Origin of the sequence: Pseudomonas sp. TSRC2-2 (assembly GCF_049897785.1) — a bacterium.
Taxonomy (GTDB): domain Bacteria; phylum Pseudomonadota; class Gammaproteobacteria; order Pseudomonadales; family Pseudomonadaceae; genus Aquipseudomonas.
On the sequence record NZ_JAFCWZ010000007.1, the window covers coordinates 356,913 to 372,184 of the forward strand.

Below are 15,272 nucleotides of genomic sequence, written 5' to 3' on the forward strand. Positions count from 1 at the left end.
GTCCCGTGTAGGAGCTGACGAAGGCTGCGATCTTTTGACTTTCGAAGGGGTCAATCATCATTGATGTATGCATCCTGACTGCGGATAAAGCGGTCGAACGCCTCTGAGTTGTAGACGTGAAGGCACGCAAGAAACACTACTTTTTCACTTGAGTGTTTGCTGCGTAAAGATGTCTGCTCGTAAGCCGTCGACACGTAGCTCAGTGTTTCTTTATAGGGGTCATGCAGCACTTGCAGCGTGTCTTCATTTTGCAGGATGGAATGCATGCCTTTGCCCATGAACGAATAGCCATTGGCGGACAGTGCAATGTCTTTTTCCAGAGCGGAGTGTTCGTTGAATGGCTTCAGAATGCAGTGGCTCAGACCATAATTCTTGAGTGTCTGGCGGGCCTGTTCAATGTGGGTTTCGTCGGCGAGGACGAGGCAGGGGCTAAGCAGGCCGAGTAAGCAGATGATCCGATATCGCATGGGTTTTTTGACTTCCTGTCATTCATGTTTAGCCAGTGTAATGCCATAAAAGCAAAGCCCCTCACCCTAACCCTCTCCTTCGGGTACATACAGGGAGAAGGTTAGGGTGAGGGCAGGCTTTTGTCCGCTCGGCTGCGAACCCCTGACTTGCCGCCCGGTAAAAGGTAAACTTTGCGGCCCTCGCAGGAGCAGCCATGAATTATCGTCACGCCTTCCATGCCGGCAATCACGCCGATGTGTTCAAACACCTGACCTTGACCCGCCTCATTGCCCTGATGTCGCGCAAGGAGCAGCCGTTTGCCTATCTCGACAGCCACGCCGGCATCGGTCTGTACGACTTGCAGGGCGATCAGGCCAACCGTACCGGCGAGTATCTGGAAGGCATTGCGCGGTTGTGGGATCAGCCCGATCTGCCGGCGCTGACCGCCGACTACATGAAAGTGCTGCACGAGATGAACCCGGATGGCCAGTTGCGTTTTTACCCGGGTTCGCCGGAGCTGGCGCGGCGCCTGACGCGGCCACAGGATCGGGTGATGCTCAACGAGAAGCACCCCGAAGACGGCGTGCTGCTCAAGGACAACATGGCCGGCGATCGCCGGGTGAAAGTGCACCTGGGCGAGGGCTGGCATGTGGCGCGGGCGATGTTGCCGGTGCAGGAGAAGCGGGCGGTGATGCTGATCGATCCGCCGTTCGAGCAACTGGACGAGATGCAGCGTTGCGCGGCGTCGATGAAAGAAGCCATCGGCCGCATGCGCCAGACCGTGGCAGCGATCTGGTACCCGGTCAAGGATCAGCGTGCATTGCGGCGGTTCTATCAGGACCTGGCAGGCACGGGTGCGCCGAAGTTGCTGCGTGTGGAGTTGCTGGTGCATCCGCTGGACACGCCGAACAGCCTGAACGGTTCGGGCATGGCGATTGCGAATCCGCCGTGGGGGCTGGAGGAAGAATTGCGTGAGTTGCTGCCGTGGTTGTCGAAGAAACTGGGGCAGACTCAGGGTGGCTGGCAGATGGATTGGCTGATTGCCGAGAGCTGATCAGTCAGTTTGGTGGTGTCTGTTCGGACGCCTTCGCGAGCAAGCCCGCTCCCACATAAGAATGCATTCCAAATGTGGGCGCGGGCTTGCTCGCGAAGCTCTTGAATTTAATTACCCGCCAGACTCGGTGGCATGCAAACGCCAGTGCCGCCAATCCCGCAGTAACCTTCCGGATTCTTCGCCAGATACTGCTGGTGATAGGCCTCGGCAAAGTACACGGTCGGGGCCTGATCGATCTCGGTGCTGATTTCACCCAGACCGGCCTTGGCCAGTTCAGCCTGATACACGTCTTTGCTCTTCAGCGCGGCATCCAGTTGCTCTGGCGCGGTGGCGTAGATCACCGAGCGATACTGGGTGCCGATGTCGTTGCCCTGACGCATGCCCTGAGTCGGGTTGTGCAATTCCCAGAACATCGCCAGCAGTTCTTCATAACTGACTTGCGCCTTGTCATACACCACCAATACCACTTCGGCGTGGCCGGTCAGGCCTGAGCAGACTTCTTCATACGTGGGGTTTGGCGTGAAGCCGCCGGCGTAACCGACCACGGTGCTGACCACGCCTTCGCGCTGCCAGAAGCGTCGTTCCGCACCCCAGAAACAGCCCAGGCCGAAGATCGCGAAGTCGACGTCCTGAAAGAATGGGCCGAGCAGCGGCGTGTCTTCGAAGACGAAGTGTTTTTCCGGCAGGGTCATCGGGGTTTCGCGGCCGGGCAGGGCTTGTTCTTTGGTTGGTAGCACGTTTTTGTTCACCAGAATTTCCGAGCGCAGAACCATGATCGTTCCTCTCAGTCAGGTTGGAGGTAAAAAGTCAGACCGCCAGTGTGCCGAATGATGCCCGGTTAATCACTACCCAATGTAGGAGCTGCCGAAGGCTGCGAACTTGATTTTGCTTTTTAAAAACCAGATCAAAAGATCGCAGCCTTCGGCAGCTCCTACAGGGGGCGGCATGTTATGGCGAGAATGGGGTAGAGGGGTTAGAGGCAGAGCGGCCCGCGCGGGTAGCGCTTGAGCGCTTTGATCAGCTCATCGCCGGGGATTGGCCGGTCGAACAGATAACCCTGGCCGACGTCGCATCGATGCCGGCGCAGGAACGCCAGTTGCTCGGCAGTTTCGATGCCTTCAGCCACAACCTTGAGTTTCAGGTTATGAGCCATGGCGATCACCGCAGAGGTAATTTCCATGTCGTCCTGGTTGTCGGGGATTTCATGGATGAAGCTGCGATCGATCTTGATGATGTCGATCGGGAATTTCTTAAGATAGCTCAGCGACGAGTACCCGGTGCCGAAATCGTCCATGGCCAGGGTCAGGCCCAGACGCTTGAGCTGGTCGAGCTGCAAATGCGTGTCTTCGGTGGCTTCCAGCAGCAGGCCTTCGGTCAGCTCCAGTTCGAGCAGATTGGCCGGCAGCGCTTCTTCCCTGAGGATGTTGGCGATGGAAGCGACCAGGTCCGGATCGGAGAACTGTTTCGGCGAAAGATTGATCGCCACTTGCAGATTGCCCAGGCCGGCGGCGGTCAAGGATTTGCTCATGCGGCAGGCCTGGCGGGCGATCCACTTGCCGATCGGAATGATCAGGCCGGTTTCCTCGGCGACGCTGATGAACTGGTCCGGGCGGATCATGCCGCGTTCCGGGTGGTTCCAGCGCAACAGCGCTTCCATGCCCAGCAGACGACCACTGCGCAGGCACAGCTTGGGCTGGTAGAACACGTCCAGTTCGTTCTGCGTGAGGGCGCGGCGCAGGTTGTTCTCGACGAACAGTTTGTAACTGGCTTCGGCGTTCAGCGCTTCAGTGAACACCTGCAATTGATGTTTGCCGTTGGCCTTGGCCTTGTGCAGCGCCAGACCGGCGTTGCGCATCAGGGTTTGCGGATCGCGCCCGTGCAGCGGCGCGCAGGCCAGGCCCACGGAGCCGGTGACGCTGATCAACTGGTTGTCGACGAACATCGGCTTGTCGAGGGTCATCAGCAATTGGCTGGCAATCTGCTGCCCTGCTTCAAGGTCGGTGTCGTCGAGCAACACGGCGAATTCATTACTGGCGAAACGCGCAAGGCTGCCACTCGGGCTGAGGCTATTGCGCAGGCGCCGGGCGAGGCTGATCAACAGTTTGTCGCCGGTCTGATGACCCAGGCTGTCGTTGATGCGCTTGAAATTGTCGATGTCGACCAGCAGCAGGCTGATTGGCGTATCGCTGTCGCGGGCAAAACGCTCATCGAGATTGCGGATGAACGCCGGACGGTTGCCCAGGTTGGTCAGGTTGTCGGTGTAAGCCAGGCGCTCGATACGTTGCTGCGCCAGTTTGGTCTGAGTGATGTCTTCGTAGATGCCGATGTAATGCGTCAGCTCACGGTTGTCGCCGTAGACCTTGGAAATCGATAACTGCCCCCAGTACGGTTCGAGGTTCTTGCGCCGGCTCTTGAATTCGCCCTGCCAGCTGTTGCTCTGGGCCAGCGCCGAGGGCGCGTCGAACAGCAGCTCGCTGAGGTTTTCCAGCGCTGGCAATTCCGACAGGCGCTGGCCGTGGACCTCCTCGGTGGTGTACTGGGTAATGGCAGTGAAGCTCGGGTTGACGTATTCGACGACGCCGTCGCAATTGACCAGCAAAAAGGCGTTGGCGCTCTGCTCGACCGCGCGCTGAAACAGGTGCAGGGCGCTGGTGGCGGTACGACGGTTGTGGTTGTTGATCACTTGCGCGAACTGGTCGGCCAGCTCACCGGCAAAGGCGATTTCATCGGACTGCCAGGCACGGGTGACGCCGGTCTGTTCCAGACACAGCACGCCGACCACCTGCCCATCGACGCGAATGCTGGCGTCAAGCATGGCGTTGACGTCACGCGCACGCATCGCCTCAGCCATCTCGCGGGTGCGCGGGTCGTGCATGGCATTGTGCGCATCAATGGCGCGGCTGCTGTGCAGCGCTTCCATGTAATCGGGGAAGCCGCTGATATCGATCGGCTCCGGCAGCAGATATTCCTGGGTCGCACGATGGTAGGCGGAGATCGGCAGCAAGCGCTGGCCTTCGAGGTTCCACAGGCTGGCGCAGTCGATTTCGTAGATATCGCAGGCGCAGCGGGTGATCAGTTCGGCAGCTTCCTGCAGCGAGTTATGCGTGCTGTAGCGCTGGCGCGCGAGCAGCAGAATCAGATCCTGCTGGGCGCGCACGCGTTCCAGATGCTGCAGTTGTTCCTGCTGGGCGCGCTGGTTCAGCTCAAGAGCGATTTGCAGGCGTGAGTTCTGGGTTTCCAGATCCACCGAAGGCGGCGCCAGGGTTTCGTCGAACACCTCGTCGACCGCCAGCAGGTAGCCGCGCAGCAAATGCCGGTTGTGCTGTTTGTAGGCTTCGCCCAACTCGAGGATGTTCAACGCGCCGGCGGCGGTGTGCAGGGTGTAGCGCACCACGTAATGCGCGCTTTTGCTCAGCTGCTGCTGGATCGCGTCGTGCAGTTGGTAGCGCGCCTCGGGTTCCATCAGGCTGGCGTAGGGCGAGCCGACCAGCGCGCAGAGCTCGACGGCCGGCTGGCCGAACTGGCGTTCGCAATTGGGATCAAGGAACAGCATCGCCCAACTGGCTTCATTCAAGCGCTCGAAACGCAGCATGCCGAGCCGCGAGGGCACAGGCAACTGCGTCACTACCTCGGCCGCCATACGGCTGGCGGCATCGGGTTGGCTCTTCATGAAGGGAACTCGCTTGGAAATATGCTGAATGCGCCGGGCTCTCGCCCTCTTGTCTGTTGGCTGCGGCAAGGTTGCATCATTGCGGCACCGACTGACAAGAGAGATGAAGGCCAAGTGCTATAAGAATATGTCGGCTGCAGTGAACATTTCTCCAGTGCATGACTGAAATGAACAGAAAATCGCAGCTTAACGCAGCCCTTACAGGGTCATGCACCTTGTGCAGGAGCTGCCGACGGCTGCGACCTTTTGGTGTTTCAACGCAACTTCATACTGATCGACTGCAGCTTATTGCCGTCGCGGTCATGGTAATTGACCACGATCTGATCAGCCTCAACGACCACGTGAGCGAAGTTGTCCTGGCTCACCACGGCACTGGTCAGCTCGTGCCGATAATTCCCGGCCGCCGTGCGCACCAGCGGTTGATCGAGGATGAATGTCGAGGCTCTGGCATACGGCAGCAATTTGCTGTTGTGCAACGGCGAGGAGACGATGGTATGCACTTCGAAATCGGCATCTTCGCTATGACTCAGGCGACTGGTCAGCGAGCCATGGACGTCGCCGGAGACGAACACCACGTTCTTGATCCGGTGGCTGCGAATGGTTTCCAGCAGACGCAGACGCTGTTCGGGGAATGCTTTCCACGCATCGTCACCGTTGAATCTGCGATCGGGATAGAACATCACGCTGGTCACCACGAACTTCACCCTTGCCGGGCTGTGGATCAGCCATTGCAGCAACGCCTCCTCCTGCTCGATGTCGAGAATGCGTCGATCTTCTTTCGACAGGTTGCGTCGGGTTCGGCTGTCGGTGACGAACCAGGCGATATCGCTGTCGCCGAACTGATACCAGTAATGCTTCAGCGTATCCCGATCTATCTGGCCTTTACCGTTACATGCATAAACCGGGCTGTGGCTGGCTTGGTAAAGTTCATAAGCGGCCATGGCGTTGCGATATAAGTCCGCGTCCGCTGCGCTGGCTTTGGCGGGCCAGTTATCTTCGATTTCATGATCGTCGAGCATCATGTAAGTCGATGTATTGGACATCAGTCGTTGAATATTGGGTTGCGAAAACGCCGTTCGATATTTTCTCAGGATATCTTTTGCTTCGCGATCCGGCGCAATCATATTCAAATCATCTACATACACTTGATCCCCGGTCATGATCATCGCGCTCACCGGTAACTGGCTGTTTTCGATGAGTCGGCTGATCGAGCCAAAGATGCGGTCGCCCAATTGCGGTAACGAAGCGATGCCGGCGGTGATCCGCAGATAACGGCACGAGCCGACAATAAAGCCCCGGGGCTGGTTGGCCTGCGCGGTGCGAGTACGGAAACGGTAGAGCTGTCGCGGCCACTGCAGTGGAAACTCTATTACGGTGTCGATGGTATGCACCGGATTCATTGGGCTCAGCCAGCCAGCCTGGTATTCATATTCACAGTCGGCTTCGAGGTCCTGCAGGACCAGCACCCCCGACATGTCATTGGCTGGATGCAAAAGTGCAAATACGCTGTTAGACCATTTGTCCGCGCCGGCTTTACGGGCGCGCACTCCGGCAAACACTCTCTTTTTGTCCTGCTGTTCGCCGCGAATAAAAATTCGTATTTCGCTAGTTGTGGCGTGGCCCACGATCGGGCCAATGGTCGGTTTGAACATGATCGATTCCATTCGAAAGTTGGAGTAATAAGAAATAAATAAACGTCGTGCGTTGGTTCAACTTTCCTGAGCAGAGGTTAGTTGGGCGGCGATGGAAAATATTGGCGTTAAGTGGACCAGGCTTGTGGCCGACGTCAGCGCAGGTTGTGGGAAAAAGACGCTGGCCGGTTTATTTCAGGCAAAAAAAAGCCCCGCCAGACTGGCGGGGTTGAGGTACGAGCGTGTGGCGCTCGAAAGGGTGCAGCAAACGGCCCTCCGTTGCCGGAGGGCCGTTCGAGTTACAGCAGGATGGTGCGGATGTCGCCCAACAGGCTGCCCAGACGCTGAGTGAAACGTGCCGCTGCAGCGCCGTTGATCACACGGTGATCGTAGGACAGCGACAGTGGCAGCATCAGCTTCGACTGGAAGGCTTTGCCGTCCCAGACTGGCTGGATGGTCGCCTTGGACACACCGAGGATCGCCACTTCCGGCGCGTTGACGATCGGCGTGAAACCGGTACCGCCAATGTGGCCGAGGCTGGAAATGGTGAAGCAGGCGCCTTGCATTTCGTCCGAGGACAGCTTCTTGGTGCGGGCCTTTTCAGCCAGCGAAGCCGCTTCGGCCGCCAGTTGCAGCAGGCTCTTCTGGTCGACGTTCTTGATCACCGGCACGAGCAGGCCATCCGGGGTGTCGACGGCGAAGCCGATGTTCACGTATTTCTTGCGGATGATTGCCTTGCCGCTTGGTGCCAGCGAACTGTTGAAGTCCGGCAGTTCCTTGAGCAGGTGCGCGCAGGTCTTGAGCAGCAGCGGCAGGATGGTCAGCTTGACGCCAGCCTTCTCGGCCACGGCCTTCTGTGCAACACGGAAGGCTTCCAGCTCGGTGATGTCCGCCGAGTCGAATTGCGTCACGTGTGGCACGTTCAGCCAGCTGCGGTGCAGGTTGGCAGCGCCGACTTGCATCAGGCGAGTCATTGGCACTTCTTCGATTTCACCGAAACGGCTGAAATCGACCACCGGAATCGGCGGGATGCCCGCGCCACCGGTTGCGCCGCCAGCAGCGGCCGGTGCTTCCTTGGCCTTTTGCATCATCGCCTTGACGTAAACCTGCACGTCTTCCTTGAGGATGCGACCGTGCGGACCGCTGGCGCCAACAGCGCTCAGCTCGACGCCGAACTCACGGGCCAGTTGACGCACGGCGGGACCTGCGTGAACTTTCGCGCCTGGCTTGGCCGGTGCGGCGGCTGGAGCGGCAGCAGCAGGTGCAGCGGCAGCCGGGGCAGCGGCAGGTGCCGGAGCGCTCGGTGCAGCAGCGGCCGCTGGAGCCGAAGCAGCAGCAGGCGCCGCGCCTTTGACTTTCAGCTTGAGGATCAGGTCGCCGGTGCCGACTTCGTCATCCAGCTTGATCGAAACGCTTTCGACCACGCCAGCGGCAGGCGATGGAATTTCCATGCTGGCCTTGTCGGATTCCAGGGTGATCAGCGACTGGTCGGCTTCGACGGTGTCGCCGGCCTTGACCAGCACTTCGATGATCTTCGCCTTGCCGGCCGAACCGATGTCCGGAACGTGGATGTCCTGAACGCTGTCGGCGACCGGTGCCGCCGGGGCAGCAGCCGGAGCTGGCGCAGCGGCGGCGGCAGGCGCGGCAGCCTGGGCCGGAGCGGCTGCAGCAGGCGCCGCAGCACCCGCCACTTCCAGATCCAGAATCAGATCGCCAGTGCCGACTTCGTCGTTGAGCTTGACGCTGATGGCCTTGACCACGCCCGCGGCAGGCGAGGGGATTTCCATGCTCGCCTTGTCGGATTCCAGGGTGATCAGCGATTGATCAGCTTCGACGCTGTCGCCGACCTTGACCTGGATCTCGATGATCTGTGCCTTGTCCGACGAACCGATGTCCGGCACGTGCACTTGCTGTACCGAAGCGGCAGCAGGAGCAGCAGCAGGCGCGGCAGCAACAGGTGCGGCCGCCGGTTTCTCTTCGGCTTTCGCAGGAGCAGCGGCAGGTGCAGGGGCCGCTTCAGCAGCGCCCTCGACTTCCAGCTCGAGCAGTTCGTCGCCTTCTTTCAGACGGTCGCCCAGCTTCACTTTCAGGCTTTTGATGACGCCGGCTTTCGGGGCCGGCACTTCCATGCTGGCCTTGTCCGATTCCAGGGTCAGGATGCTCTGGTCGGCTTCGATGCGGTCGCCGACCTTCACAAACAGTTCAATTACTTCACCTTCACCGCTGCCGATGTCAGGTACGCGAATGAGTTCGCTCACAAAATGTCTCCTCAGCAGTCCAGTGGGTTGCGTTTTTCCGGGTCGATGCCGAACTTGGCGATGGCTTCGGCCACAACCTTGGGTTCGATATCACCACGGTCAGCCAGTGCTTCCAGGGCTGCCAACACCACGAAATGACGGTCGACTTCGAAGAAATGACGCAGTTTCTTGCGGCTGTCGCTGCGGCCAAAACCGTCGGTGCCCAGGACCTTGAATTCCTTGGACGGTACCCACTGACGGATCTGCTCGGCGAACAGCTTCATGTAGTCGGTAGAAGCAATGACCGGACCTTTACGGCCGTTCAGGCACTCTTCGACGTAGCTCAGCTTCGGCTTCTGGCCAGGCTTGAGGCGGTTGCTGCGCTCTACGGCCAGGCCGTCGCGACGCAGTTCGTTGAAGCTGGTAACGCTCCACACGTCAGCGCCGACGTTGAACTCTTCACGCAGGATCTTCGCCGCTTCACGCACTTCGCGCAGGATGGTGCCGGAGCCCATCAGCTGAACGTGATGCGCCGCATCGCGAGTGTCTTCCTCGAGCAGGTACATGCCTTTTTTGATGCCTTCTTCGGCACCGGCTGGCATGGCTGGCTGCTGGTACGACTCGTTCATCACGGTGATGTAATAGAAGATGTCCTGTTGCTCTTCGGTCATCTTCTTCATGCCGTCCTGAATGATCACCGCCAGCTCGTAGCCGTAGGTTGGATCGTAGGTGCGGCAGTTCGGGATGGTCGCGGCCAGCAGGTGGCTGTGACCGTCTTCGTGCTGCAGGCCTTCACCGTTCAGGGTGGTACGGCCGGCGGTGCCGCCGATCAGGAAGCCACGGGTGCGGCTGTCGCCAGCAGCCCAGGCCAGGTCGCCAATACGCTGGAAGCCGAACATCGAGTAGAAGATGTAGAACGGCAGCATCGGCTGGTTGTGGCTGGAGTACGAAGTACCGGCAGCGATGAACGAGCTCATGGCGCCTGCTTCGTTGATGCCTTCTTCAAGGATCTGACCTTTCTGGTCTTCCTTGTAGAACATCACCTGGTCTTTATCGACTGGCTCGTAGAGCTGGCCGACGGACGAGTAGATGCCGAGCTGGCGGAACATGCCTTCCATACCGAAGGTACGGGCTTCGTCCGGGATGATCGGCACAATGCGCGGGCCGATTTCCTTGTCCTTGACCAATTGCGCGAGGATCCGCACGAAAGCCATGGTGGTGGAAATTTCACGGTCGCCCGAGCCATCGAGGATGGCTTTCAGGGTGTCCAGATCCGGGGTCGGTACGCTGAAGCTCTGCGCACGGCGCTGCGGCACGAAACCGCCCAGTGCGGCACGACGCTCGGCGAGGTAGCGGGCTTCGGCGCTGTTTGGCTCAGGCTTGAAGAACGGCAGGTTCTCCAGCTCTTCGTCCTTGACCGGAATGTCGAAGCGATCGCGGAACAACTTCAGGCTGTCGACATCGACTTTCTTGGTGTTGTGCGCGGTGTTTTTCGCTTCGCCGGCACCGGTGCCATAACCCTTGATGGTCTTGGCGAGGATGACGGTCGGTTGTTCTTTGTGGTTGACCGCTTCGTGGTACGCCGCGTAGACCTTGTACGGGTCGTGGCCGCCACGGTTGAGTTTCCAGATCTCGTCGTCGGACAGATCGGCAACCATCGCCTTGAGTTCAGGCGTGTTGAAGAAGTGCTCGCGAACGAACGCGCCGTCTTTGGCCTTGTAATTCTGGTACTCGCCGTCGATGACTTCGTCCATGCGACGCTGCAGGATGCCGTCGACGTCCTTGGCCAGCAGTGGGTCCCAGAAACGGCCCCAGATGACTTTGGTCACGTTCCACTGTGCACCGCGGAACACGCCTTCGAGTTCCTGGATGATCTTGCCGTTGCCGCGAACCGGGCCGTCGAGGCGCTGCAGGTTGCAGTTGATGACGAAGATCAGGTTGTCCAGCTTCTCGCGGCCGGCCAGGGAGATTGCGCCCAGGGATTCAGGCTCGTCGCACTCGCCGTCGCCGAGGAAGCACCAGACTTTCTGTTTGCCCGGCTGGATGAAACCGCGGTGCTCCAGGTACTTCATGAAGCGCGCCTGGTAGATCGCCTGGATCGGACCCAGACCCATCGATACGGTCGGGAACTGCCAGAAGTCAGGCATCAGCCAAGGGTGCGGATAGGACGACAGGCCTTGACCATCGACTTCCTGACGGAAGTTGTTCATCTGGTCTTCGGTGATGCGGCCTTCCATGAATGCACGGGCGTAAACGCCTGGCGAGGTGTGGCCCTGGAAGTAGATCAGGTCGCCGCCGTGTTCGTCGGTCGGGGCCTGGAAGAAATAGTTGAAGCCGATGTCATACAGGGTCGCACTGGAAGCGAAGCTGGAGATGTGACCACCCAGGTCCGAATCTCGCAGGTTCGTGCGCATTACCATGGCCATCGCGTTCCAGCGTACCAGCGAGCGAATGCGGCGTTCCATGAACAGGTCGCCAGGCATGCGTGCTTCGTGGGTAACGGGGATCGTGTTGCGGTAAGGCGTGGTGATCGCGTAAGGGAGCTGCGAGCCGCTGCGGGTCGCCAGTTCACCCATACGGGTCATCAGATAGTGAGCACGGTCTTCGCCTTCTTTGTCGAGAACCGATTCCAGGGCGTCCAGCCATTCCTGGGTTTCGACGGGATCGAGGTCTTGCATGGCTTGCTCCAGGGCGGAAAGGCTTCCAGAATCGGTTGCCTGAGTTTGCGACTGGCCTTGTGGGCAGACGATTTAAAATTCTTGGATTGCCGACAGGTTGTTCCGGCGGCGTGTAGTTTTACTACAAATCTTCCGGCATTTCAGCCTTTCGAATGTATAGACGAGTAGTAAAACTACAGATGAAAGGCTTGTGGCCTCCGACTGCGTTGTGAGAATAATCGTTAAGGCGGGTCGATTTCCATCCGAATAAGGTGAAAGCTTGATGCTGGATGCCAAAGAAGAAGAAATTTCAGCTATTTCTAACTTTTGTTCGACAGTCCTTCACGTAGCGGGTTTTCATCATTCACTACAAGCGGCCCTTATTACGCCGATCAAGGATAGACCATGACCCTGCCCGTGCTTGCCGAACTGCCCGCCATTCTCCTGCCGTTGGTCAGCCGATCCGAGCAGTCGTTCCGTACGTCCGTCGCCGCCCTTGAAGACGATCACGGCCTGTCGGACTGGACGCCGGAGCGCTGGGCACAATTGGCCCGCGTCAGCGCCGCCAGCGAATTTGTCATTGAACAGAGCATTCGTGACCCTTTGATGTTGCTGTCGCTGGTGGCGTCCGGCGAACTTGACCGGGCGTTTGCGCCCGGCGAACTGTGCGCACAGATTGCCGCCGCCGTTAGCACCGCGCAGAGCGAAGACGAACTCGGCCGTGCCTTGCGCCGCCAGCGCGCGCGCCATCAGGTGCGGATCATCTGGCGCGACCTGACCCGCCAGGCCGATCTGGTGCAGACCTGCCGCGACCTCTCGGACATGGCCGACGCCACGATCGATCAGGCTTATCAATGGCTGTACAGCCGCCATTGCGAGCAATTCGGCACGCCGACCGGCCGGCGCAGCGGTGAGCCGCAGCAGATGGTTATCCTCGGCATGGGCAAGCTCGGTGCAGTGGAGCTGAATCTGTCTTCCGACATCGACCTGATCTTCGCCTACCCCGAGGGCGGCGAAACCGTCGGCGTGAAGCGCTCGCTGGATAATCAGGAATTCTTCATCCGTCTCGGCCAGCGTCTGATCAAGGCGCTGGATCCGATGACCGTCGACGGTTTTGTTTTCCGCGTCGACATGCGTTTGCGCCCATACGGATCGTCCGGCGCGCTGGTGCTCAGCTTCAACGCGCTGGAGCAGTATTACCAGGATCAGGGTCGCGACTGGGAGCGCTACGCGATGATCAAGGCGCGGGTAGTGGCGGGCGATCAGGTCGCCGGCGCGCAATTGCTCGACATGCTGCGGCCGTTTGTTTACCGCCGTTATCTGGATTTTTCGGCGATCGAAGCGCTGCGCACCATGAAGCAGTTGATCCAGCAGGAAGTGCGGCGCAAGGGCATGGCCGACAATATCAAGCTGGGTTCCGGCGGTATTCGAGAGGTCGAGTTCATCGCTCAGGCCTTTCAACTGATCCACGGCGGCCGCGACTTGAGCCTGCAACAGCGTCCTTTATTAAAGGTGCTGAGCACGCTGGAAGGGCAGGGCTATCTGCCGCCGGCGGTGGTCAGTGAGTTGCGCGAGGGTTACGAGTTTCTGCGTTACACCGAACATGCCATTCAAGCGATTGCCGATCGTCAGACGCAGATGCTGCCGGACAGCGCCCAGGATCAGGCGCGCATCGCCTTCATGCTGGGTTTCGCCGATTGGTCGGCGTTCCACGAACAGCTGATGTACTGGCGCGGGCGCGTGGCCTGGCATTTCGCCCAGGTGATTGCCGATCCCGACGAGGAAGAGGGCAGCGAAAACGAAGTGGTGGTTGGTGGTGAATGGCTGCCCCTGTGGGAAGAAGAACAAGACGAAGAAGCCGCGTGCCGGCAGTTGCAGGAAGGCGGCTTCGCCGATGCCGGCAAAGCCCTGAAGGCGCTCGCCGGTTTGCGCGGCAGTCCGCAACTGCGCGCGATGCAGCGGCTGGGACGCGAACGGCTCGATGCCTTTATTCCGCGACTGCTCGCGCAAGCCGTCGAACATGACAATCCGGACCTGGTGCTCGAGCGTGTGTTGCCGCTGGTGGAAGCGGTGGCGCGGCGTTCGGCGTATCTGGTGTTGCTCACGGAAAACCCCGGTGCGCTGCGTCGCCTGTTGACTCTGTGCGCGGCGAGCCCGTGGATTGCCGAGCAGATCACCCGCTTTCCATTGCTGCTCGACGAATTGCTCAACGAGGGGCGGCTGTTCAAGCCGCCGCTGGCGCCGGAACTGGCAGCCGAGTTGCGCGAACGCCTGACACGAATTCCCGAGGACGACCTCGAGCAACAAATGGAAGCCCTGCGCCATTTCAAACTGGCGCATCGCTTGCGCGTCGCCGCCTCGGAAATCGCCGGCAGCCTGCCGCTGATGAAGGTCAGCGATTACCTGACGTGGCTGGCCGAGGCGATTCTGGAACAAGTGCTCGCGCTGGCCTGGCGCCAGACCGTGGCCAAGTACGGCACGCCGCTGCGCACCGACGGCACCTTGTGCGATCCCGGCTTCATCATTGTCGGGTATGGCAAAGTCGGCGGTATCGAATTGGGGCATGGTTCGGATCTGGATCTGGTGTTCATCCACGACGGCGACCCGCAGGCGGAAACCGACGGGCCGAAATCCATTGATGGTGCGCAGTTCTTCACGCGCCTGGGGCAGCGGATCATCCATCTGCTCACGGCGCAGACCAACTCCGGCCAGTTGTATGAAGTGGATATGCGCCTGCGGCCGTCCGGTGCTTCCGGACTGCTGGTGAGTTCCCTCGGCGCGTTCGCCCGCTATCAGGAAAACGAAGCCTGGACATGGGAGCATCAGGCCTTGGTGCGCGCGCGGGTGTTGGTGGGCAGTCAGGATGTCGGCCAGGCCTTCGAGAAAGTCCGCGCGCAAGTGTTGGGCAAATCACGGGACCTGGCCAAGCTGCAGCAGGAAGTCAGCGAGATGCGTGCGAAGATGCGCGACAACCTCGGTACCCGCAGCACGGCGGCCGGTACGGCAGCTAATGCCTTCGAAGCGACGGTGCCGTTCGACCTCAAGCAGGATGCCGGAGGTATCGTCGATATTGAATTTATGGTGCAATACGCGGCCCTGGCGTGGTCGCAGAGCCATCCGCCGCTGCTGCGCTGGACCGATAACATCCGCATTCTGGAAGAGCTGGAACACGAAGGGCTGATGCCCGCCGAAGATGCCAGCCTGTTGCGCGAGGCCTACAAGGCCTACCGCTCTGCCGCGCACCGGCAGGCCTTGCAGAAAGACGCCGGGGTGATTGCCGGGGATCAGTTCGCCGAAGAACGGCGACAGGTACTGCGGATCTGGAAAGAGTTGGGGCTGAGCTGAAGCCGGTTTATGCAGCACCCAATCCCTTGTGGGAGCGAGCTCCCACAAGGGATCTTCGGTCTTCAACGTTATGCGGCAAAATGAATAACCCTGTGGGAGCGGGCTTGCCCGGATAGCGGAGTATCAGACGACAATAATGTTGGATGTGAAGACCCCATCGCGAGCAGGCTCGCTCCCACAGAAGATCTACAGTGTTTGTAGAATTCTCGAGGCGGGGAGGCGTAAATGCCT

At 59.7% G+C, this 15,272-nt stretch carries 9 protein-coding genes; 3 read left to right on the top strand and 6 right to left on the bottom strand.

What is annotated here, in order from left to right; genetic code table 11:
- Positions 1-50: 50 nt before the first annotated feature.
- On the bottom strand, positions 51-467 hold the full coding sequence (locus ACP7D9_RS16745; protein ID WP_101156521.1) for a hypothetical protein: 417 nt from the start codon (positions 465-467) through the stop codon (positions 51-53).
- Between the two features lie 194 nt (positions 468-661).
- On the opposite strand from ACP7D9_RS16745, the gene ACP7D9_RS16750 reads away from it, so the two are divergent.
- Positions 662-1,501: a 23S rRNA (adenine(2030)-N(6))-methyltransferase RlmJ gene (locus ACP7D9_RS16750; RefSeq protein ID WP_249482627.1), complete on the top strand. Its 840-nt coding sequence runs from the start codon at positions 662-664 to the stop codon at positions 1,499-1,501.
- Positions 1,502-1,608: 107 nt separating this feature from the next.
- Here ACP7D9_RS16750 and msrA read toward each other — a convergent pair whose 3' ends face one another.
- From msrA to aceE, 5 genes are all read right to left on the bottom strand, one after another.
- Positions 1,609-2,274 carry a peptide-methionine (S)-S-oxide reductase MsrA gene (gene msrA / locus ACP7D9_RS16755; protein WP_426158655.1) on the bottom strand — a complete coding sequence of 222 codons (666 nt, stop codon included), beginning with the start codon at positions 2,272-2,274 and terminating at the stop codon, positions 1,609-1,611.
- A 200-nt stretch (positions 2,275-2,474) separates the two neighbouring features.
- Positions 2,475-5,171, bottom strand: a complete 2,697-nt coding sequence (locus ACP7D9_RS16760; protein WP_426158657.1) for a putative bifunctional diguanylate cyclase/phosphodiesterase — start codon at positions 5,169-5,171, stop codon at positions 2,475-2,477.
- A 254-nt stretch (positions 5,172-5,425) separates the two neighbouring features.
- The gene (locus tag ACP7D9_RS16765; protein WP_426158659.1) at positions 5,426-6,823 is read right to left on the bottom strand and encodes an alkaline phosphatase D family protein; all 1,398 of its coding nucleotides are present in this window, start codon (positions 6,821-6,823) and stop codon (positions 5,426-5,428) included.
- A 278-nt stretch (positions 6,824-7,101) separates the two neighbouring features.
- Positions 7,102-9,060: a dihydrolipoyllysine-residue acetyltransferase gene (aceF, locus tag ACP7D9_RS16770; protein ID WP_426158661.1), complete on the bottom strand. Its 1,959-nt coding sequence runs from the start codon at positions 9,058-9,060 to the stop codon at positions 7,102-7,104.
- An 11-nt stretch (positions 9,061-9,071) separates the two neighbouring features.
- Positions 9,072-11,717: a pyruvate dehydrogenase (acetyl-transferring), homodimeric type gene (gene aceE, locus ACP7D9_RS16775; RefSeq protein ID WP_101156503.1), complete on the bottom strand. Its 2,646-nt coding sequence runs from the start codon at positions 11,715-11,717 to the stop codon at positions 9,072-9,074.
- A gap of 262 nt (positions 11,718-11,979) precedes the next feature.
- Between aceE and ACP7D9_RS16780 the strand changes: the two genes are divergently transcribed.
- On the top strand, positions 11,980-12,105 hold the full coding sequence (locus ACP7D9_RS16780) for a hypothetical protein (RefSeq protein WP_256584330.1): 126 nt from the start codon (positions 11,980-11,982) through the stop codon (positions 12,103-12,105).
- On the top strand, positions 12,102-15,041 hold the full coding sequence (gene glnE / locus ACP7D9_RS16785; RefSeq protein WP_426158664.1) for a bifunctional [glutamate--ammonia ligase]-adenylyl-L-tyrosine phosphorylase/[glutamate--ammonia-ligase] adenylyltransferase: 2,940 nt from the start codon (positions 12,102-12,104) through the stop codon (positions 15,039-15,041). The genes ACP7D9_RS16780 and glnE overlap by 4 nt, the downstream gene beginning before the upstream one ends.
- The last annotated feature ends 231 nt before the right edge of the window (positions 15,042-15,272 follow it).

Excerpts from the sequence above, each read along its gene's own strand:
- ACP7D9_RS16745 (WP_101156521.1), bottom strand. The coding sequence starts at position 467 with ATGCGATATCGGATCATCTGCTTACTCGGCCTGCTTAGCCCCTGCCTC.
- ACP7D9_RS16750 (WP_249482627.1), top strand. The coding sequence starts at position 662 with ATGAATTATCGTCACGCCTTCCATGCCGGCAATCACGCCGATGTGTTC.
- msrA (WP_426158655.1), bottom strand. The coding sequence starts at position 2,274 with ATGGTTCTGCGCTCGGAAATTCTGGTGAACAAAAACGTGCTACCAACC.
- ACP7D9_RS16760 (WP_426158657.1), bottom strand. The coding sequence starts at position 5,171 with ATGAAGAGCCAACCCGATGCCGCCAGCCGTATGGCGGCCGAGGTAGTG.
- ACP7D9_RS16765 (WP_426158659.1), bottom strand. The coding sequence starts at position 6,823 with ATGTTCAAACCGACCATTGGCCCGATCGTGGGCCACGCCACAACTAGC.
- aceE (WP_101156503.1), bottom strand. The coding sequence starts at position 11,717 with ATGCAAGACCTCGATCCCGTCGAAACCCAGGAATGGCTGGACGCCCTG.
- ACP7D9_RS16780 (WP_256584330.1), top strand. The coding sequence starts at position 11,980 with ATGCTGGATGCCAAAGAAGAAGAAATTTCAGCTATTTCTAACTTTTGT.
- glnE (WP_426158664.1), top strand. The coding sequence starts at position 12,102 with ATGACCCTGCCCGTGCTTGCCGAACTGCCCGCCATTCTCCTGCCGTTG.